11 protein-coding genes are annotated in these 19,582 nt (G+C 73.4%); 6 read left to right on the top strand and 5 right to left on the bottom strand.

The window, feature by feature from the left end; genetic code table 11:
- Complete coding sequence (locus ACYVPE_RS19605; protein WP_461034943.1) at window positions 1-4,521, bottom strand: hypothetical protein; 4,521 nt, start codon at window positions 4,519-4,521, stop codon at window positions 1-3.
- 212 nt (window positions 4,522-4,733) lie between these two features.
- Between ACYVPE_RS19605 and ACYVPE_RS19600 the strand changes: the two genes are divergently transcribed.
- Window positions 4,734-5,936, top strand: a complete 1,203-nt coding sequence (locus ACYVPE_RS19600; RefSeq protein ID WP_461034942.1) for an IS110 family RNA-guided transposase — start codon at window positions 4,734-4,736, stop codon at window positions 5,934-5,936.
- Window positions 5,937-5,954: 18 nt separating this feature from the next.
- Here the strand turns inward: ACYVPE_RS19600 and ACYVPE_RS19595 are convergent, their stop codons facing one another.
- Window positions 5,955-8,819 (bottom strand): hypothetical protein, encoded by a 2,865-nt coding sequence (locus tag ACYVPE_RS19595; RefSeq protein WP_461034941.1) that lies wholly within the window; start codon window positions 8,817-8,819, stop codon window positions 5,955-5,957.
- A 258-nt stretch (window positions 8,820-9,077) separates the two neighbouring features.
- Between ACYVPE_RS19595 and ACYVPE_RS19590 the strand changes: the two genes are divergently transcribed.
- The 5 genes from ACYVPE_RS19590 (at window position 9,078) to ACYVPE_RS19570 (ending at window position 16,407) form a co-directional block, all read left to right on the top strand.
- Window positions 9,078-10,313, top strand: a complete 1,236-nt coding sequence (locus tag ACYVPE_RS19590) for a serine hydrolase domain-containing protein (protein WP_461034940.1) — start codon at window positions 9,078-9,080, stop codon at window positions 10,311-10,313.
- A 142-nt stretch (window positions 10,314-10,455) separates the two neighbouring features.
- Window positions 10,456-12,591: a catalase gene (locus ACYVPE_RS19585; protein ID WP_461034939.1), complete on the top strand. Its 2,136-nt coding sequence runs from the start codon at window positions 10,456-10,458 to the stop codon at window positions 12,589-12,591.
- Between the two features lie 59 nt (window positions 12,592-12,650).
- Window positions 12,651-15,038: an HAD-IC family P-type ATPase gene (locus ACYVPE_RS19580; RefSeq protein WP_461034938.1), complete on the top strand. Its 2,388-nt coding sequence runs from the start codon at window positions 12,651-12,653 to the stop codon at window positions 15,036-15,038.
- A gap of 66 nt (window positions 15,039-15,104) precedes the next feature.
- Window positions 15,105-15,722 carry an HAD-IA family hydrolase gene (locus ACYVPE_RS19575; RefSeq protein ID WP_461034937.1) on the top strand — a complete coding sequence of 206 codons (618 nt, stop codon included), beginning with the start codon at window positions 15,105-15,107 and terminating at the stop codon, window positions 15,720-15,722.
- 121 nt (window positions 15,723-15,843) lie between these two features.
- Window positions 15,844-16,407, top strand: a complete 564-nt coding sequence (locus tag ACYVPE_RS19570; protein ID WP_461034936.1) for a DinB family protein — start codon at window positions 15,844-15,846, stop codon at window positions 16,405-16,407.
- A 42-nt stretch (window positions 16,408-16,449) separates the two neighbouring features.
- On the opposite strand, the gene ACYVPE_RS19565 is transcribed toward ACYVPE_RS19570, so the two are convergent.
- From ACYVPE_RS19565 to ddaH, 3 genes are all read right to left on the bottom strand, one after another.
- Complete coding sequence (locus ACYVPE_RS19565; protein WP_461034935.1) at window positions 16,450-17,382, bottom strand: SMI1/KNR4 family protein; 933 nt, start codon at window positions 17,380-17,382, stop codon at window positions 16,450-16,452.
- A gap of 121 nt (window positions 17,383-17,503) precedes the next feature.
- The gene (gene rocD, locus ACYVPE_RS19560; RefSeq protein WP_461034934.1) at window positions 17,504-18,724 is read right to left on the bottom strand and encodes an ornithine--oxo-acid transaminase; all 1,221 of its coding nucleotides are present in this window, start codon (window positions 18,722-18,724) and stop codon (window positions 17,504-17,506) included.
- On the bottom strand, window positions 18,721-19,503 hold the full coding sequence (gene ddaH, locus ACYVPE_RS19555) for a dimethylargininase (protein ID WP_461034962.1): 783 nt from the start codon (window positions 19,501-19,503) through the stop codon (window positions 18,721-18,723). Before ddaH ends, rocD begins: the two co-directional genes overlap by 4 nt.
- Window positions 19,504-19,582: the final 79 nt, after the last annotated feature.

Below are 19,582 nucleotides of genomic sequence, written 5' to 3'. Positions count from 1 at the left end.
TCAGTGCCCGCCGTCGTGGCCGCCGTGGCCACCGCCGTCTTGGCCGCCGCCACCGCCGCCACGGCCGCGGAACGGGTGGAAGCCGGGGAAGTGGCGGCCCCGGCCCTGGCCGTCGTCGTGGCCGCCGCCAGGACCGCCGGGCCCGCCACCGGGCCCGTCCCCGTGCGGGCCGTCGCCCGGTCCACCGTCGTGGCCCCCGCCGTGGCCGTCACCTGGACCGCCGCCGGGGCCACCCGGCCCACCGCCGTGGGGGCCGCCGTGTGGCCCGCCGTCGTGCGGGCCTCCGTGGCCGTCGCCTGGGCCGTCGTCCGGGCCGTGTCCCGGTCCCGGTCCTGGCCGGCCGAGGGGGACGACGTCCGAGTAGACGACCCGGTTCTCGGTCGGGTCCAGCGGGTCGGTTCCGCTGTCCGGCCGCAGGCCCTCCGTCTCGAACACCATCAGCCGGACCGGCCCCTCGCCGTCAGGGCCGTGCCCCGCCACCGGCAACTCGCCGGTGAAGGCGGCGCCGGTCGGCGCGTCCTGGCGGGCCAACTCCACCCGGGAGTCCGGGATCTCGACCCAGCCGAGCGCTTCGTCCGGCACGTCGGGGTCGCGCCGTTCGAGCACGGCGACGACGCGCGGCGCCCCGTTGGGCCCCGGCACGTACGAGGGACCCTCGACCCGCACCGACAGCGGCCCAGGAGCGTGGTCGGGGCCGTGCTCGGGGCCGTCGTGGCCAGGACCGCCGTGGTGGCCGCCGAACCGCTCGCGGATCCGGTCGCGGAAGCGACCCGGCGGCGGACCGCCCTGGAAACGCGGTCGGACGACGGTCAGCAGCCGTTCCGGCAGCAGCCTGACCAGCTCGGAGAGCACCACGGGCGACAGGTGGCAGCCCGTCACCGAGTTCGGCTGGAACCGGGCCAACGCCAGCCGCAGGAACGGCAGATAGCCGGGGCCGGGATCCAGGTCCAGGTCGCAGAACCAGCGGTCGGTGTCCGCGTCGAACTCCGGCGCGTAGCCGACGACCGTCACCGTGAAGCCGGCCGGGAGCCCCGCGCCGGCCAGCGGCACGCCCTGCCGCACGGCGGTCGCGCCAGCGAAGGTCGCGGCCGAGGGGTGGGCGACGTCCGCGGACTGGTGGATCGGGTCCCGCCCCATCAGCGTGACGAAGGGCAGCGCCTCAGGCGGCGGGTCCCCGGCGCCCTCGTGCAGCAGGACGCCCAGCAACTCGCCGTCGCCCGAGGAGAACCACGGGCGGCCCAGGTAGATCCGCAGGCCGCCGCCCCGCCGGCGGCGGACCGTCGTGCCCGGGTCGGCGTCGACGTCCTCGAAGCCGATCGTCGGCACGCAGTACAGCAGGTGCGGCGCCGTCGGCGGGGCGCTGCTGAGCACCACGTGCTCGACCGGCTCGCCGGTCGTGGAGATCGCGTCCGGATCCCTGCCGATGTCGGCCGGGAAGTGGTCGGCGAAGGCCGAGGTGGCCACCGGGTGGTAGCGGATCAGCCGGTGCTTGGTGTCGCCGAACTCGTGCTTGGCGGGGATCGGCGGGGCCGCCGGGGTGTCCGCGCCGCCCGCGCGGGCGTGCTGCTGCGCGGCGCCGGCGTCGAAGGTGAGCCGGTCGCCGACGAGCCCGCAGGGCAGCGGGTCGGGCGGGGTGGCGAGCGAGGTGAAGTTGCTGGCGACGGCGAGCGGGATGTGGCAGACCGGCACCCTGCCGGTCAGGGGCGGCGGCAGGGGGAGGCTCTTCCCGTCGTCGACCTGCTCGGTCCACTCGGCGAGGATGTCGATCCGCTCGGTGCTCGCCGCGTCCAGGTCCACCGTGCCGGCCAGGTACTCGGCCGTGTCGCCGCGCGGCCGCTCCGGCCCCTGGGCGAAGGCGAGCACCGGAACCGCCAGGGGCCGCTGCACGGCGTGCACGAGGGTGATCTCCTGCCAGGGCGTCACCATCCAGTGCTGGTTGGCGGCGACCGCCTCATGGACGGTGCCCATCGCGTCCTGCCCGGTCGTGCCCAGCCCCCGCTGGCACATGGTCAACGCGCCGAGGATCGGCTCGTTGGCGGCCAGATCGAGGCGGGAGCAGACCCGGAGGGTGAGCGCGGCGGCCTTCGGCAGCGGCACCGTCAACACCCGCCTGCCGGCGTCGAACTGGTGCGGCCCCTCGCCCTCGACGAGCCGCAGCCGCAGCGACCTCGGCTCGTGCCAGCTGGCGCCGTCCCAGTCGGCGGAGAAGCCGTCGTCCCCCGCGCTCGGCAGGTCGAGCACCACCACCCCGGTCGAGACGGGGTCGGGGAGATAGGGGGTGACGGCCTGTTCGCCGGTGTGCAGCGGGTATTTCCGGCCGGCGCTCCCGTCCGGTCCTGGAAGCGCGGTGACGATCTCGACGCCCGGCAGCGACGGGTCGTCGAGCCGCCCGCTCTCCCGGACGGCGAGGTCGTAGGCGCGGCGCCGCGCCTCCCGGTCCTGGGAGGCCATGTCCGCGTCGAGCTTGCCGTGCCGCTCCACGCACTCCAGCGAAGCCCGCGGGGCGACGAGATGCCGCTCGTCCACGCCCCGGTACGGCGGGTGGCCGCCGTGCGCGTCGTTGAACCGGGCCGCGTACCGCTCGGCGGTCACGTCGGCTTCGCTGCGGATCACCATCCGGTGCTCCGACTCGGCCTCGTTGAGGCGGAAGCGCGGCACGACGGCTGGCGGCGGCACCGGGTCGAACCGCTGGAACACCTCGGGCTCGCCCGTCGGCTGCGTCACCAACCCGCTCAGGTCGTGGTCGCCGGTCAGCAGGGCGTCGGCCTCGTCCGACGTGAGGCCGTTGCCCGCCAGGTCGACGGTGCGCAGCCGCACCCGGTAGCCGCGGCCGAAGCGCAGCCTGGGCAGCGAGCCGGGGTGCACCGCGGTCTCGATCCGCAGCGGCAGCCCCTCGACCGGCTTGTTGTCGAGGGCCTCCGGCTGGTCGGCGGCCTCGGCCGCCGCGCCGTCCCCGCCGGCGCCCGCCGGGAGCACCTTGGCGGGGCGCGGCGCCGACAGCGACCAGCCGTCCCAGGTGACGGCGTGTTCGTGGACGGTGACCACGCCAGGCAGGTCGGGCTGGTCGACCAGGGTGTCCTGCACGAAGCCCTCGTCGGTGTGCGTGGCGATCACGTCGGCGCCGTCCGGGCCGCTGTAGACGACGTCCCGCCGGTGCAGGGAGAACCACGCTCTCCGCTGTTCGTCCCGCACGTCGACCCGGTGGCCGCGCACCAGGTCCTCGGCGTGCAGCACCACGACGGGGTCCTGGGCCTGGCCGGTGACCAGTCTCGCCTCGTGGCCCGCCGCCCGCGCCAGCTGCGTGTGCAGCGCCTGGGCGCGGTCGTTGTGGACCAGGGCGATGCCCTTGGTGCGGGCCGCGGGTGAGGCCGGCGCGGTGGTCTGCCCGGCCTCCCGCACCGGGGTCTGGGCGGCCAGGGTGGTGCTGGTGATCCGGGCCGCGATCGTCTTGAGCGCGGCGCCGTCGATGTCGCTCTGTTCGAGGGAGAACTCCGTGTCGGGGAGCGCCAGCAGGCCCCGGGGCAGCGGCCCTTCCGGGGCGTCCTGGCTGGCGGCGGCGAACAGCCGCTCGTCCGCGCGGAGCGTGAACGAGGTGCACGGGCGGACGTTCCTGGTGGCGTCGGCGGCCATCAACGAGGTGAAGGTGGGCACGGCGCGCAGGCAGCGTTCCCCCGGCCCGTCGGGGGCGATGGTGCCGGCCGGCAGCAGCAGGTCGAGCACGAGGCCGAGGCGGCGCAGCAGGAACGGGTGGTCGCCGAGGGCCGCGAGGATCCGGTGGAAGTCGATGGTCTGGTCCTGCCGCACGGCCCTGGGCGGCGCCGGAGCCATGGCGGCCGACCTGGCCGGGCGGTGGAAGGCGAGCTGCCGCTCGGAAGGGCTGAGTTCGCTGAGCGTGACGAACTGCGGGGTGGCGGGCGCCTCCCCGCGGGCGAGCGCGGCGAGGCGGGTGTTCTGGTGTCCCGAGGCCCGTTCGCGTGCCGCGGTGAGCGCGGCGGCGATGCGGTCGTCCGCCGCGGCGAGCCCCTCGGCGGTGCTCATGCCGTCCTGCTCGGCGGCCAGCGCGCGGAGGTGCCCGCTCATGTCGGCCACGGTGGGCATGTGGCGCGGCGCGGCGGCGGCGACCTGGGCGAACTCCGCGCGGTGGGCCTCGGCCACCTCGGCCGCCGGATAGGTGACGTAGACGTCGTCGGTGCGGTCGTCGGGGGTGAAGGGCTCGACGGGCGTCCGCTCGGGGAACAGCCGTTGCCACAGCGCCCCGTCGGGTGGGGTGTCGCCGAAGTCGGGCGTCGCGTCGAACGCGGTCCCGGCCTCGACGCCCTGGGGGTCGGTCACGACGAACCTGAAGGTGGCGGTGGCCAGCCGCTCGGGCCAGTTCCGGAAGTCGGGGAAGTCGTGCAGGGTGGTCGCCGCGTCGGCCAGCAGCCGGGGGGCGACGAACATCGACACCCTCGGCCGGCCGTCCTGCGCGGTCAGGCCGGCGGGGATGGCGACCCACTGGATGTCCTGGGTGGGTGTCGGCATGGTCGCTCCGTAAGTTGTTAGGTGGCCCGGGAGGGCCGGATGTGGCTCATGGTGGCTTGCCAGTCGTGGCTCCTGAGGAGTGGCCGTCCGGCTCTCCGGGGCGCCCTGACTGCTGATTGAGATGTGCGCGCTTCGTGCGGTCGCTGATTACGGAGATGACAGCGGGGTGTTCCTCGGGCCGACGGCATGCTGTGCGGCACGAGGAGGGGCGAATGAGCGAGCGACGGGCCCAGGTCTGGGCCGGTATCGACGCGGGCAAGGGCCACCACTGGGGGGCGGTGGTCGATGAGACCGGGGCCACCTTGTGGTCGAAGAAGATCGACAACGACGAGTCGGCGATCCTGACCGCGCTCGGCGAGATCCTCGGCCTGGCGGACGAGGTCCACTGGGCGGTGGACATCTCCGGCACGTCCTCCGCGCTGTTGCTGGCCCTGCTCGCGGGCCACGGCCAGCGGGCGGTCTACGTGCCCGGCCGCACGGTCAACCGCATGGCCGGCGCCTACCGGGGCGAAGCGAAGACCGATGCCCGCGACGCCTACGTCATCGCCGAGACCGCGCGTCACCGCAACGACTTCACCGCGATCGACGTGCCCGCCCAGCTGGCCGCCGATCTCGCGCTGCTGACCGCCCATCGCTCCGACCTCGTGGCCGACCGGGTGAGGATGATCAACCGGCTGCGCGACGTGCTGACCGGTGTCTTCCCCGCGCTGGAGCGGGCTTTCGACTACTCCGCCCACAAGGGCGCGCTGGTCCTGCTGACCGGCTACCAGACCCCGGCGGCCATCCGCCGCCGCGGCCGGGCCAGGCTGACGGCTTGGCTGGCCAACCGCGGCGTGCGTGGTGCCGACGCGGTCGCGGCCTCCGCGCTGGAGGCTGCTCAAGCCCAGCACACCGCCCTGCCCGGTGAGGATGTCGCCGCCCAGATCGTCGCCGACCTGGCCGCGCAGATCTTGGCACTGGACGACCGGCTCAAGCGCATCGACAAGCAGATCCGCGAGACATTCAGGACCCATCCGCAGGCGGGGATCATCGAATCCCTGCCCGGCATGGGCCCCATCCTCGGCGCCGAGTTCGTCGTCGCCGCGGGCGACCTCGCGACCTACACGGACGCCGGCCACCTCGCCTCCGCGGCTGGACTCGTGCCCGTCCCGCGTGACTCCGGCCGACGCACCGGAAACCTCCACCGGCCCAAGCGCTACAGCCGACGCTTGCGACGAGTGTTCTACATGTCCGCGCAGACCAGCATCGTCCGCGAGGGCCCGAACCGGGACTTCTACCTCAAGAAGCGCGGGGAGGGCTGCAAACACGTCCAAGCCGTCATCGCCTTGGCTCGCCGACGAGCCAGCGTTCTCTGGGCACTCTTGCGTGACGGCAGGATGTTCACCCCCGCCTCGCCCGTCACGCATGCGGCTTGACTTCATCATTGAGACTCCTCAGGCGGCGAAGGCCAGGCAGTACTTGTCCCAGTCGGCGAAGTCGACGAACTGGCTGAAGGGGGGATCGCCGGCGGAGCCGCGGAAGCGGCGCTCCAGGTGCAGCGACACGGACTTGCTGAAGAGGGCGACGCGCACGCTGACCGTGACCCGGCCCTCCCCGTAGACCTCGGGGAAGTTGTCGGCGCCGCGGGTGACCTTCTCGTAGCTGAGCGCCAGATAGAACTCGACGGAGACGCTGACGAGGCCGAGCACCGAGAGGTGCCCGCCGCAGCGCACATAGCCGCTGATCAGGGTCCCGTTGGGGCCGATGGCGAAGTAGATGCCGGCCATCAGGTAGACGCCGCCCTCCGCGATGCCCAGGTTGATCGCCGCGCTGCCGCCGAACTCCAGGGCGCCCTCGATGAGTTCGACCTTGTCGCCGCACACGGTGATGGCGAGGAATCCGCCGCCGCTGAACGGCGCGATGCTCAGGTTGAAGGGCTTGTGGCGTTCGGAGAGGGCGAAGCGGAACCGGAACGGCTGGTCGTCGAAGGGGATGGAGAGCTCGGCGGCCAGCACCATGTTGGTGAGGCTGAACACCCCGACGGCCAGGGCCGGCAGGGCGAGGGAGTAGCCGGCGCGGATCCCGCCTGGCGTGACGTCGACGAACGCGCCGGCGCCGAACCCGTCCTTGGGCAGCACGCTCCGCAGGTCGTTGACGAACTCCAGCGCCCCCTGGAAGGCCATGGTGATGCCCTCGGCCGTGACGTCCGGCTTGGTGCCCGGCGTGCTGACGAAGGTGAGCTTGTCGGCGTGCACGGTGACCACGTCGACGAAGTCGAGCTTGAGGTTCTTCAGCACGCCCCGGACCGTGGACTTGGAGAGGCCATCAGGCGACACCTCTGTCCTGGCCTCCAGCGTGAGGGTGGCCTTCGACGCCTCGATGAAGGGCAGGTTCACGAGGGGCGGCGTCCACAGGTAGCGGATCACGCGGCTCGGCGAGGCCGGGTCCCCGAAGTCGCGCAGGACGGGCAGCGGCAACTGGGCGTTGTCCAGCAGGTTCTGGACCTGCGCCTCGGTCAGGTTCTTGAGCTTGCCCGGGTCGAGCGGCGGTGGCGCGGTGCTGAGCAGTTCCCCGAGCTTCACGGTGCCCAGCAGCCTGGCGTCGGCGAACGCTGCCTTGAGCGCGTCTCGGGTGAGATCGGTGCTGCCCGTCAGCGCGCCCGGCAGTGGGCCGGCGAGGCTGGTGAGCTCGGTGATGGCGGCGTCCGGCCGGGCGAGGCCGCCGACGTTCTGGGGGCCGAAGGCCAGCGGGAGGCCCTTGGGCAGCTTGGCGACGTCGACGGAGAGGAAGGGCCCACTGGTGTGCGCGCCCTGCGCCTCGGGACCGGCGGTGAGGTACGTGTCGTGGAGCGTGACGGGCGTCTCGCCGCCGGTGCTGGTGACGTGCTCCAGGGCCGGGACGCGGACCTGCCCTGTGGCCATCACCGGAAGGGCGCGGAGGGGGTGCTTCGGGGCCTTGTCCAGTTCGAAGGTGAGACTGGTCACGGGCAGGGTGGTGGCGTCGGGCGCGGCGGTCGGCGGCTCGGCGAGGGTGAGGGCCTGCCCGGCGAGGTCGGCCGTCCTGACCGACGCGTCCTGGCCGTTGTAGGCGCCGCTCGCCTGGTCGCCCGTCACCCCGGTCGGGAAGAACGTGAGCGGCAGCCTGAAGGTGACGCGGTGTCCCTGCCGGTCCGTGCCGACGAGCGTGAAGAGGTACGGGTTCCCGGCGTCGTCGCCCGGCACCACGAAGGTGTGGGTGGAGTCGACGCCGGCGACCTCCGGCGTCCTGAGGTCCGTGATCCGCAGCGTGACGAACGGCATCTTGCGGCCGTCCTGGTCGTAGCCCGCGGTCGTCGCGTCGTACCGCTGTTCCGGCTGCTTCACCGTGACATAGGTGCGCTTGCGCAGGTAGGCCACGGCGGAGACGCCGCCTGGCGCGGTCTCGAACCGCCGCTCGTGGGTGTCGGTGACGCTCGCCAGATGGCCGGTGGACAGCCGCCCCCAGTGCTCGGTGCGCACCAGCTGGTCGCGGCCGAGCCCCGCGGTGTTCTGGTACGAGGCCAGGTTCACCACCGGGAAGCCGCGCGCCGCGGCCTCGGCCGGGTCCGGGTAGTCCCAGGCGGCGCCCAGCTCGACGGTCGCGCCGAGCGGGGTGAACAGGAAGCGGTGGGCGGTCAGCGGCTCCGCCGTGTAGTTGCCGGCCGGCGAGACCAGCTCGGGAGTGCTGGTCAGGGTGACCATGTCCAGCAGGTCCTGCGGCTTCAGCGGCAGGGACGGCTCGGCGTGGTCGGGCCGGCCCGGCGCCACCGCGAAGGCGCGCAGCGGGATGTCGCCGCCGTCCTTCGCGGTCAGGGCGGTGTGCCAGAGCTCGGTGCGGCCGCGGAAGCTGCCGGGGGTCGCGCGGTGCGTCCAGGTGACCTCGCCGTCCGGGGTGAGCAGCAGGCGGGTGGGGAACTCGATCGCGGACACCGGCTGGCCGTCGAGGACGGTCGGGGCGGCCGGATCCGGCGTCCCGCCGGGCGGCAGGCGCCGCAGGCCCAGGGTGGCCCAGTCGAGCAGGTCGGCCACGTCGAAGCCGATGCCGCGCGGCCCCGGCGGCACCGTGAACGACAGCGTCGTCGCGCCCGACGACCAGGCCGGCCGCCCCTGGGCGGCGCCCGCCGCGTCGGCCGCCGAACCCTCCGCCACGTGCTGCGGCGGCAGGTGGAAGACGACGAGCCCGGGCTGGCCCGGGTCCGCGGCGACCAGCCGGCCGCGCCGTGGCGTCAGGTTCACGAGGTCGACGAGGACGAACAGCAGGTCGTCGGGGCGGTGCAGCAGCAGGCGCCGGGCGGCGGACACGGAGCCTCCGGGGGGTGGGGGGCGGGGCGGTCCCCCGCATCTTGGCCAGGGGCGGCGGGCCTGGCGCCTCGGCGCGCGCACCGTGTCACGCGGTGGGCGGTCGCCGTTTCGGCCCAACGCGGCCCGACGGCGGCCCGACGCGGGCCCGCGCCGTCGGTCGGCCCACCCTGGTCCGCAGTTGAACATGGCTAACGTGGGCGACCCGTTCGGACCCCGGTCCAGAAGGGCCAGAAGGGCCAGAAGGAGACGAGAGCCACCGTGCGCAGGACAACGACCATTCTCGGGTTGGCGCTGCTCACCGCGCTGGCGGCCGGCACCGGCACCGCCGTGGCCCAGCCCACGGCCGGCGGCGAGCTGGCGGCGCCCGACCTCGACGGAGTGCTCCTGGCGCTTGAGGCCGCCACCGCGGCCGGCGCGCCCGGCGCCATGGCCCGGGTCGACGACGGCGAAGGCGTCCACCGCGAGGTCACCGGCGAACGGCGGCTCGGCACCGGGCTGCCCATGGACACCGACGCCCGCTTCCGGGTCGGCAGCGTCACCAAGACCTTCTCGTCCGTCGTCATGCTGCAACTCGTCGCCGAGGGCGCCGCCGAGCTGGACGACCCCGTCAACCGGCACCTGCCCGGGCTGCTCCCCGACGACCGGATCACCGTCCGGCACCTGCTCAGCCACCGCAGCGGGCTCTGGGACTACAGCAACGACATGTTCGAGCGGACCGTGCCCGGCTTCGAGGCCGTCCGCGACCGGGTCTTCTCGCTGCGCGAACTCGTCGACCTCTCGCTCGCCCGGCCGCTCACCGTCGACCCTGGCTCGGCCTACGCCTACTCCAACACCAACTTCATCGTCGTGGGCATGCTGATCGAGGAGCTCACCGGGAAGCCGCTGGCCAGGGCCTACCAGGAGCGGATCATCGCCCCCCTCGGCCTGACCGGAACCGGCTACGTGCACCCCGACACCGAGATCGCCGGCAACCACATCAACGGCCACCTCACCCCCGACGAGGCCGGCGCCCCGCTGGTCGACTCGACCGAACAGACCGTTTCCTGGGCCCAGTCAGCCGGCGCCATGATCTCCACGGCCGAGGACCTCAACGACTTCACGAGCGCCCTGCTCGACGGCGAGCTGCTGCCGCCGGACGAGCGGGCCGCCATGCTCGCCATGACCCCGACCGACGCGACCGGCACCCGCCACTACGGCCTCGGCCTGCGGCGCTACGACATGTCCTGCGGCGTGTCCGTCTACGGGCACACCGGCACCGTCCAGGGCTACTACACCTACGCCTTCACCACCGAGGACGGCGACCGCAGCGTCACCGCGATGGCCAACGCCACCAACAACGGCGCGGTCAACACCGCCCTCGGCGACACCCTGGAGGCGGCCTTCTGCGGCGAGGACGACGACGAGCCGCGGCAGCGGCGGTTCGTCCCGGCGCCCCACGAGGACCTGCCGCCCGAGCCCGCCACCGCGAGCCCGGCCTGGCGCCCCGGCACCTGACGCCACGGCCCACCCCGGCGCGGCCCGGCCGCGCCGGATGGCCCCGCCCGAATTGTGGCGGCCGCCGCCGGCGGCGACGGTGGTCGAAAGGACCGCCCCCCCCGGCTGACGCCGGGCGGTGCCCCCAGCGCCGGGAGAGCAGATGCCGCGACACGACGAGATCGCCGACGACGGAGCCGCCGCCGACAAGCAGGCACAGCTCGACCCGCTCCGCGACCGCGGCGAGGACGGCCACCTCACCACCGACTTCGGCACCCGGGTGGCCGACACCGACAACGCGCTGCACGCCGGCGAGCGCGGCCCCACCCTGCTCGAGGACTTCCACTTCCGGGAGAAGATCACCCACTTCGACCACGAGCGGATCCCGGAGCGCGTCGTGCACGCCAGGGGCGCCGGCGCCTACGGTCACTTCCGGCCCTACGCCTCGCTCGCCGAGTACACCCGTGCCGACTTCCTCCAGGACCCGGACCGCGTCACCCCGGTCTTCGTCCGCTTCTCCACCGTGGCCGGCTCCCGCGGCTCCGCCGACACCGTGCGGGACGTGCGCGGCTTCGCCACCAAGTTCTACACCCGCGAGGGCAACTACGACCTGGTCGGCAACAACTTCCCGGTCTTCTTCGTCCAGGACGCCATCAAGTTCCCCGACTTCGTGCACGCCGTGAAGCCCGAGCCGCACAACGAGATCCCGCAGGCCGCCTCCGCGCACGACACCTTCTGGGACTTCGTCTCCCTCCAACCGGAGACCCTGCACACCGTGATGTGGCTGATGTCCGACCGGGCGCTGCCGCGCAGCTACCGGATGATGCAGGGCTTCGGCGTGCACACCTTCCGGTTCGTCGACGCGGAGGGGCGCGGCACCTTCGTCAAGTTCCACTGGAAGCCGCTGCTCGGCACCCACTCCCTGGTCTGGGACGAGTGCCAGAAACTCGCCGGCCAGGACCCGGACTTCAACCGCCGCGACCTGTGGGAGGCCATCGAGCGCGGCGACTTCCCCGAGTACGAGCTGGGCGTCCAACTCGTGCCGGAGAAGGACGAGTTCGCGTTCGACTTCGATCTGCTCGACGCCACCAAGCTGATCCCCGAGGAGATCGTCCCGGTCCGCCCCGTCGGCCGGATGGTGCTCGACCGCAACCCCGACAACTTCTTCGCCGAGACCGAGCAGGTCGCCTTCCACACCGCGCACGTGGTGCCCGGCATCGACTTCACCAACGACCCGCTGCTCCAGGGCCGCAACTTCTCGTACCTCGACACCCAGCTGATCCGGCTCGGCGGCCCCAACTTCCAGCAGCTGCCCGTCAACCGGCCCCTCGCCAGGGTCCGCAACAACCAGCGGGACGGCTACGGCCAGCACCGGATCCACCCCGACCGCACCAGCTACAGCCCCAACTCCATCAGCGGCGGCTGCCCCGGGCTCGCCGCCCCGGACGCCGGCGCCTACGTCCACCACCAGGAGCGGGTGGACGGCGCCAAGATCCGCCGCCGCAGCCCCAGCTTCGCCGACCACTACGGCCAGCCCACCCTCTTCTGGAACTCCATGGCCGACTGGGAGCGGGACCACATCGTCGCCGCCTTCCGGTTCGAGCTCGGCAAGGTGACCAGGCTGGAGATCAGGGAACGCACCGTCGACCAGCTCAACCACGTCGACAACGAGCTGGCCCGCCGCGTCGCCGAAGGGCTCGGCCTGGCAGCGCCCGACCGGGCCGCCGTCGCCAACCACGGCCGCACGTCCCCCGCGCTCTCCATGGCCAACGCCACCAACACCGCCCCCGACGGCGCCACCGTCGCCACCCGCCGGGTCGCCATCCTGGCCGCCGACGGCGTCTCCGCCCCCGACGTGCTGGCCCTGCGCGACGCCCTGGCCCGCGGCGGCGCGCTGCCCGAGGTGCTGGCCCCGCACGCCGGCCGGCTGCGCGCCGCGGACGGCTCCACGGTCCTCGCCGACCACGCCATGACCGCCATGGCCTCCACCCTGTACGACGCGGTCTGCGTCGCCGGCGGCCCGGAGAGCGCCCGCACCCTCGCCAGGGACGACACCGCCAGGGGCTACCTCGCCGAGGCGTTCCGGCACGGCAAGGCCATCGCGGCCGTCGGCAGCGGCGTCGGCGTCCTCGGCACCCTCGACCTGTCGGGCGTGCGGCTCTCCGCCGACGGCGACGGCGTCGTCGACGACCGCGGCGTCGTCACCGCCGCGGACGGCGCGGCCGCCGACGGCCTGACCACCGCCTTCGCCGACGTCATCGCCGAACACCGAGTCCACGACCGCGCCCGGGGCGCGTGACCCCGGCCGAGTTCCGAGGCCCGTCCCGGCGCCGCCACCAGGTCCCTTAGGGTCAAGGCATGGCGCAGACCGATGTCGAGATCGAGGGCCAGGCACGCGGGCTGACCGCCGCCGAGGTCGCGGAACGGGTGGGGCGCGGGCAGGTCAACGACGTGCCCGTGCGGTCCTCCAGGTCCGTCGGGCAGATCGTCAGGGCCAACGTCTGCACCGTGTTCAACGCGATCATGGGCACCCTGTTCGCGATCATCCTCGTCGTGGGGCCCATCCAGGACGGGATGTTCGGCTTCATCGTCCTCGCCAACGCGCTGATCGGCATCGTTCAGGAACTGCGCGCCAAGCACACCCTGGACAGCCTGGCGGTGGTCGGCGAGGCCCGGCCCACCGTGCGCCGCGACGGGGTGGCCGCCGAGGTGCCGCCCGACCGGATCGTCCTCGACGACGTGCTGCTGCTCGGCCCCGGCGACCAGGTCGTGGTGGACGGCACCGTCATCGAGTCCGAGGGCCTGGAGATCGACGAGTCGCTGCTCACCGGCGAGTCGGACCCGGTGGTGAAACGTGCCGGCGACACCGTGATGTCCGGCAGCTTCGTCGTCGCCGGCGGCGGCTCCTTCGTCGCCACCCGGGTCGGCCGCGAGGCGTACGCCGCCCGGCTCGCCGAGGAGGCGTCCCGCTTCACCCTGGTCGACTCCGAGCTGCGCAACGGGATCAGCCGGATCCTCAAGATCTGCCTGATCCTGCTGGTGCCGGCCGCGATCGGGCTGATCCTCGGCCAACTGCTCGGCCAGGACGCCGACACCGACGAGGCGATCCGCCGGATGGTCGCCGGGATCGTGGTGATGGTGCCCGAGGGGCTGGTGCTGATGACCTCGGTGGCCTTCGCCATCGGCGTCGTCCGGCTCGGCCGGCAGCGCTGCCTGGTGCAGGAACTGCCCGCCATCGAGGGCCTGGCCCGGGTCGACGTCGTCTGCCTCGACAAGACCGGCACCCTCACCGAGGGCGGCATGGACGTCGCCGAGCTGCGGGTGCTGGGTGGTGCGGAGGAGTACGCGCGGCGGGTGCTCGGCGCGCTCGGCGCCAGCGACCCGCGCCCCAACGCCAGCCTGCTGGCCATCGCCGACGCCTTCCCCGCCCCCGCCGGCTGGCGGGCCACCGACACGCTGCCGTTCTCCTCGGCCCGCAAGTACAGCGCGGCCGCCCTCGCCGAACCCGAAGGCCCAGGCGACGTCTGGCTGTTGGGCGCTCCCGACGTGCTGCTGCCGGCCGACCACCCGAGGCTGGCCGCCGTGGACGAGCTGAACGCGCGCGGGCTGCGGGTGCTGCTGCTCGCCAGGGCACGGGGCGGCGTCGGCGTCGCCGAACCGACCGTGGCGGCCGGCGCCGAGCCGGTGGCGCTGGTCGTCCTCGAACAGCGGATGCGGCCCGAAGCCGCCGACACCCTGCGGTACTTCGCCGAACAGGGCGTCGCCGCCAAGGTGATCTCGGGCGACAACGCCGTCTCGGTCGGCGCCGTCGCCCGCCGGGTCGGCCTGGACGGCGGCACCGCGGTGGACGCCCGCCGACTCCCCGCCGACCCCGACGAGTTCGCCGACACGGTGGCCGGCGGTGCCGTCTACGGCCGGGTGAGCCCGCAGCAGAAGCGGGAGATGGTGCACGCGCTGAAGTCCCGCGGCCACACCGTGGCGATGACCGGCGACGGCGTCAACGACGTGCTGGCCCTCAAGGACGCCGACATCGGCGTGGCGATGGGCTCGGGATCGCCGGCCACCCGAGCCGTCGCCCAGATCGTGCTGCTGAACAACAACTTCGCGGCGCTGCCCACCGTGGTCGCCGAGGGCCGCCGCGTCATCGGCAACATCGAGCGGGTCGCCAACCTCTTCCTCGCCAAGACCGTCTACTCGGTGTTCCTGGCCTTCGCGGTCATCCTCACCGCCGTGCCGTACCCCTTCCTGCCGCGCCACATGTCGCTGGTGTCCGCGCTGACGATCGGCATCCCGGCGTTCTTCCTCGCGCTGGCCCCCAACAACGAGCGCGCCCGCCCGCACTTCGTCCGCCGGGTGCTGCGTCTCGCCATCCCCTTCGGGGTGATCGCCGGCGTCGCCACCTTCGCCGTCTACCTGCTGGCCCGCGCCCACTACGGGGGCACCGACGCCAGCCGGGAGGCCGAGAGCAGCGCGACCACGCTGACGCTGTTCCTGATCGCCCTGTGGATCCTGACCATCGTGGCCCGCCCCCTCACCTGGTGGCGGACCCTGCTGCTCGGCCTGATGGTCGCCGGCTTCGCGATCCCGCTCTCCGTGCCGTGGCTCCAGGACTTCTTCGAACTCTCCCTGGCCGGCCGCGAGATGCCGGCCGTCGCGGTCGCGGCGGCGCTGGCGTCCGGGGTGCTGCTGGAACTCGTCTTCCGACTCGCCCCCCGCTACGTTCCCGACCTCCCGGAAGGGGGGTAGCGGGGCCGCGTCGTGCGACGATGCTCGGCGGGGCGGAAGCCGTCCGCCGTGAGGGGAGCCGCAGCCATGACCGTGCCGCCGTTCGGTGCCCTGCTCTGCGACATCGACGGGGTGCTGCGGCACTGGCCGCCGCTGGACGAGATCGAGCGGGCCGCCGGGCTCCCCGTCGGCGCCGTCGCGGCCGTCGCGTTCACCCCGCCGCTGATCGACGCGGCGATCACCGGCCGGACGACGGACGCCGAGTGGCGGGCCGCCATCGTCACCGAACTGGCCGCCGCGCACGGCTCGGTCGACGCGGCCGAGGCCGCCGTCGCCGGCTGGTCGGCGGTGCTGCCGCGCGTCGACCACGAGGTGGTGACGCTGCTCACCGGGCTGCGCGGGGTGATACCGGTGGCGCTGGTCTCCAACGCCACCACCCGGCTCGACGAGGACCTGGCGCGGCTCGGCCTGGCCGACGTCGCCGACGCCGTCGTCAACACCAGCGCCCTCGGCGTCGCCAAGCCGGACCCCCGCGTCTACGCGCTGGCCGCCGACCGGGTCGGCGTGCCGGCGGCCCGCTGCCTCTTCGTCGACGACACCGAGGCCAACGTGGTGGCCGCCCGCGCGGCCGGCATGACCGGCGTCCACTTCCGCACCGCCGCCGACCTCCGACTTGCCCTCACCGGCACGAGCCTCTCGGGTTGAACTCGCGTCGTTCGCCGGTGCGCCGGCCCCCCAACACGCTCGAGCCGAGCCCGTTGACCATGGCCAGCCGCCCGGCGGCGGAGGGGCGCGGCCAGGTCGCCGTTGTATGTAGTGTGCGGGAATGACAAGAAGTGAGCGACTCGCGGACCAGCTGGACTGGTACTGGCAGAAGAACCTGCGGCCGCGGCTGGACGGGCTTACCGATGAGGAGTACTTCTGGGAGCCGGTGCGCGGCTGCTGGAGCATCCGCCCCCGTGGCACGTCGGCCGCACCGATGTCGGAAGGTCCGGGGGAATGGACGATGGACTCCGCGTCCCCTGCCCCGGTGCCGGCGCCGGTGACCACGATCGCCTGGCGGCTGGCGCACATCATCGTCTCCTGCCTGGGCTATCGGGTCGGATGGTACTTCGGCGGCCAGGACCTGGAGTCCGAGCCGTTCGCCTACGCGGGGACCGCTGACGGGGCGCTGAAACAGCTCGACGAGATGTATGGGAGGTGGAACGCGGGGGTCCGCGAGCTCTCGGACGCCGACCTGGAGAATCCGCCCGCGGTGGGTCCCGAGCGGTTTCCCATGGAGAACAGGATTCTGCACGTCAACCGGGAGCTGATCCATCACGGCGCCGAGATTTCCCTGCTGCGCGACCTCTACCGCTGGCAGGACGGAGCCGTACCGCGCCGAGTATGACTTTCCGGTAAGCGAGGCGATCGAGCTTCGGACGGCGCGGCTTCATCGATCGCCGTCCTGGTCGAGGCTCTCGTAGGCCGTGAACGAGTGGCTGTCGAAGTAGCGAGCGGTCGAGTGAGGGTGCAGCGGGTCGGTGAGCATCCGGTAGACGAACTCCGCGGTCGAGCCGTCGAAGCGGTCCCATGAGGTGTGGTCGTCGTCCGTGACGAGGATGGGCCACCGGTCGGGGTCGGCGCCCTCCGTGAGCCAGTAGAAGGAGGCCTTCTGTTCGGTGCTGGCCCACTGCAGCAACCCACCGGGGGCCGGATACAGACGGTACGGCTCCCACGAGCGGTTGCCGTCGGCCGCGGCGCACCGAGCCCAGAACTCGTTGAACCTGACGATGTCGAGGCTCCCGGGCGGCCCGTCCGCGAGCAGGAGACTCAGATAGCCGTCGAATTCCCCATACCCGAACAGCTCGACCAGTCTCTTGTAGTCACCGGGCAGGGCTGTACCGAGCCGGGTCTCGGCCGTCGCCCAGTCGACCACGTCGCCCCGTTCCCGTGACCATCCGGTGACGGCGACGACAGCGTCCACCCAGGACGCGCCCGCCGGCAGACCGTCCGGCTTCCCCGTCGGCCGCTCGGCGACCAGCACGACCGGCTGTGTTTCGCCGCCGGTCCTTACCGCCCCGCAGCCGATCCACCGGTCGGCGTGGGCCCATGCGCGCAGCTCGACGATCCGCTCCCCGAAGGGGGCGAGGAGCGGTCTTCCGGTGTGTTCGGTCAGGGTCGGATCGACGAACCCGCCCGCGGCGAGGTTGCGTGGTTGCCCGTACCGGCCGCTGAGCGCCTGGCCGAAGGCGGGCAGGTGGATGTCGTCCTCCGGCGTCAGGCACCTGTGCCCCGCCGCGTGACCGGCCTGGTCGCACACCAGGCCCTGTCGGGCCTGCGTGACCAGGGCGTGAATACCCGCGAGCAACTCCAGTTCGTCCATGACCAGGCAGTCAAGCACGGGCCACTGACACGGCCCGCCGGGCCGTCGCCGAGGTGGGCGGTCGCGCGGTGCCGCGCCCCGCGGGGGGCGCGGCTGGGTTCCGCGTGGTCGGCACGTGGCGTCAGCGCAACGCCTTCGCCAATGCCTCGATCGCGCCGGTCAGTTCGTCCTCGGTGATGGTCAGCGGCGGGGCGAGGCGGATGGTGGAGCCGTGGGTGTCCTTGACCAGGACGCCCTGGCGGAGGAGGCGTTCGCCGATGTCGCGGCCGGTGCCGATGGCGGGGTCGATGTCGATGCCCGCCCAGAGGCCGCGGCAGCGGTAGGCGAGGACGCCCTCGCCGACCAGGCCGGCGAGGCCGGCGTCCAGGACCCGGCCGAGTTCGGTGGCGCGCCGCTGGTAGGTGCCGGTGCGCAGCAGGTCGAGGACGGCGGTGCCGACCGCCGCGGCCAGGGGGTTGCCGCCGAAGGTGGAGCCGTGGCTGCCGGGGGTCAGCACGGAGAGGACATCGCGCCGGCCGACCACCGCGGAGACCGGGACGATGCCGCCGCCCAGCGCCTTGCCGAGGAGCAGCAGGTCGGGCAGCACGCCCTCGTGCTCCACGGCCAGCGTGGTGCCGGTGCGGCCGAGGCCCGACTGGATCTCGTCGGCGATCCACAGGACGCCGGCGCGGCTGGTGAGTTCGCGGACGCCGGCCAGGTAGCCGTCGTCCGGGACGAGCACCCCGGCCTCGCCCTGGATCGGCTCGATCAGCACCGCCGCCGTGGTGTCGTCGACGGCGGCCTCCAGCGCCGCCAGGTCGTTGTAGGGGACGGTGCGGAAGCCCGGGGTGAAGGGGCCGAAGCCGTCCCTGGCGTCCGGGTCGTCGGAGAAGCCGACGATGGTGGTGGTGCGGCCGTGGAAGTTGCCCTCGGCGACCACGACGGTGGCCCGGTCCGCCGGCACCCCGCGTACCCGGTAGGCCCAGCGGCGGGCCACCTTGATGGCGCTCTCGACCGCCTCGGCGCCGGTGTTCATCGGCAGCGTCATGTCGAGGCCGGTGAGTTCGGCGAGCCCCTCGGCGAAGCCGGCGAGTCGGTCGTTGTGGAAGGCCCGGGAGGTGAGCGTGAGGCGGTCGAGCTGACGGTGCGCGGCCTCGATCAGCGCCGGGTGGCGGTGGCCGAAGTTGAGGGCCGAGTAGCCGGCCAGCATGTCGAGGTAGCGGCGGCCCTCGACGTCCTCGACCCAGGCGCCCTCGGCGCGGGCCACGACCACCGGCAGCGGGTGGTAGTTGTGCGCGAGGGTGCTCTCCTCGGCGCGGATCAGTTCGGCGGAGGAGCGGGCGGCGGTGGCGCGGTTCGTCATGGGCGGAGCTCCTGGGTGCAGCACTTGATGCCCCCGCCGGCCTTGTGGATCTCCGACAGGTCGACGGGGACGGGGACGTAGCCGCGCTCCGCGAGCCGGCCGGCGAGGCCGGCGGCCTGGGGCGCGACGAAGACATGGCGGCCGTCGGAGACCGAGTTGAGGCCGAAGGCCAGCGCGTCCTCGCGGGTGGCGAGCAGCGCGTCGGGGAACAGCCGGGCCAGGGTGTCCCGCGCCTCGGGGGCGAAAGCGTCCGGGTAGTAGGCGATGTCGCCCGGGGTCCCGTCGTCCAGCGCGAAGAGCGCGGTGTCCAGGTGGTAGAAGTGCGGGTCGACCAGCGGCAGGGTGACCACCGGAAGACCGAAGTGCTCCCGCACCTCCTCGTGCGCGCCGGGGCTGGTGCGGAACCCGGTGCCGGCCAGGACGCGGCCGCCGACCGGCACCAGGTCGCCCTCGCCCTCGCAGACCTCGTCCGGCTCGCGGACCGCGTAGCCGGCGGCCTTGTACCAGACCTCGTAGGCGTCGGTCTCGGGCTGCCGCTGCGGGGCGCGGAAGCGGGCGCCGAGCACCCGGCCGCCGTGCACCAGCGCCGAGTTGGCGGCGAACACCATGTCGGGCAGCCCGGGCACCGGTTCGATGGTCTCCACGGTGTGGCCGTGCGCTCGGTACGCGTCGACCAGCGCCGCCCACTGGGCGCGCGCCAGCTCCCGGTCGACGGTGCCGGCCGGGTCCATCCAGGGGTTGATGGCGTAGGCCACGTCGAAGTGGCGTGGTTCGCACATCAGATAGCGCCGCGGGCGGGCAGGCTTGCCTGGCACTGGCGACTCCTCTCGGTTCTTCCCTTTGACGGTAGAAACGGGA

The sequence above is a fragment of the Streptomyces mayteni genome (genome assembly GCF_054783955.1).
This window is presented reverse-complemented; position numbering and strand designations above follow the sequence as displayed.

Coding starts and splice junctions, on each gene's coding strand:
- ACYVPE_RS19565 (WP_461034935.1), bottom strand. CDS start 17,382: ATGGACGAACTGGAGTTGCTCGCGGGTATTCACGCCCTGGTCACGCAG.
- ACYVPE_RS19585 (WP_461034939.1), top strand. CDS start 10,456: ATGCCGCGACACGACGAGATCGCCGACGACGGAGCCGCCGCCGACAAG.
- ACYVPE_RS19570 (WP_461034936.1), top strand. CDS start 15,844: ATGACAAGAAGTGAGCGACTCGCGGACCAGCTGGACTGGTACTGGCAG.
- ACYVPE_RS19600 (WP_461034942.1), top strand. CDS start 4,734: ATGAGCGAGCGACGGGCCCAGGTCTGGGCCGGTATCGACGCGGGCAAG.
- ACYVPE_RS19575 (WP_461034937.1), top strand. CDS start 15,105: ATGACCGTGCCGCCGTTCGGTGCCCTGCTCTGCGACATCGACGGGGTG.
- ddaH (WP_461034962.1), bottom strand. CDS start 19,503: ATGTGCGAACCACGCCACTTCGACGTGGCCTACGCCATCAACCCCTGG.
- ACYVPE_RS19605 (WP_461034943.1), bottom strand. CDS start 4,521: ATGCCGACACCCACCCAGGACATCCAGTGGGTCGCCATCCCCGCCGGC.
- ACYVPE_RS19580 (WP_461034938.1), top strand. CDS start 12,651: ATGGCGCAGACCGATGTCGAGATCGAGGGCCAGGCACGCGGGCTGACC.
- rocD (WP_461034934.1), bottom strand. CDS start 18,724: ATGACGAACCGCGCCACCGCCGCCCGCTCCTCCGCCGAACTGATCCGC.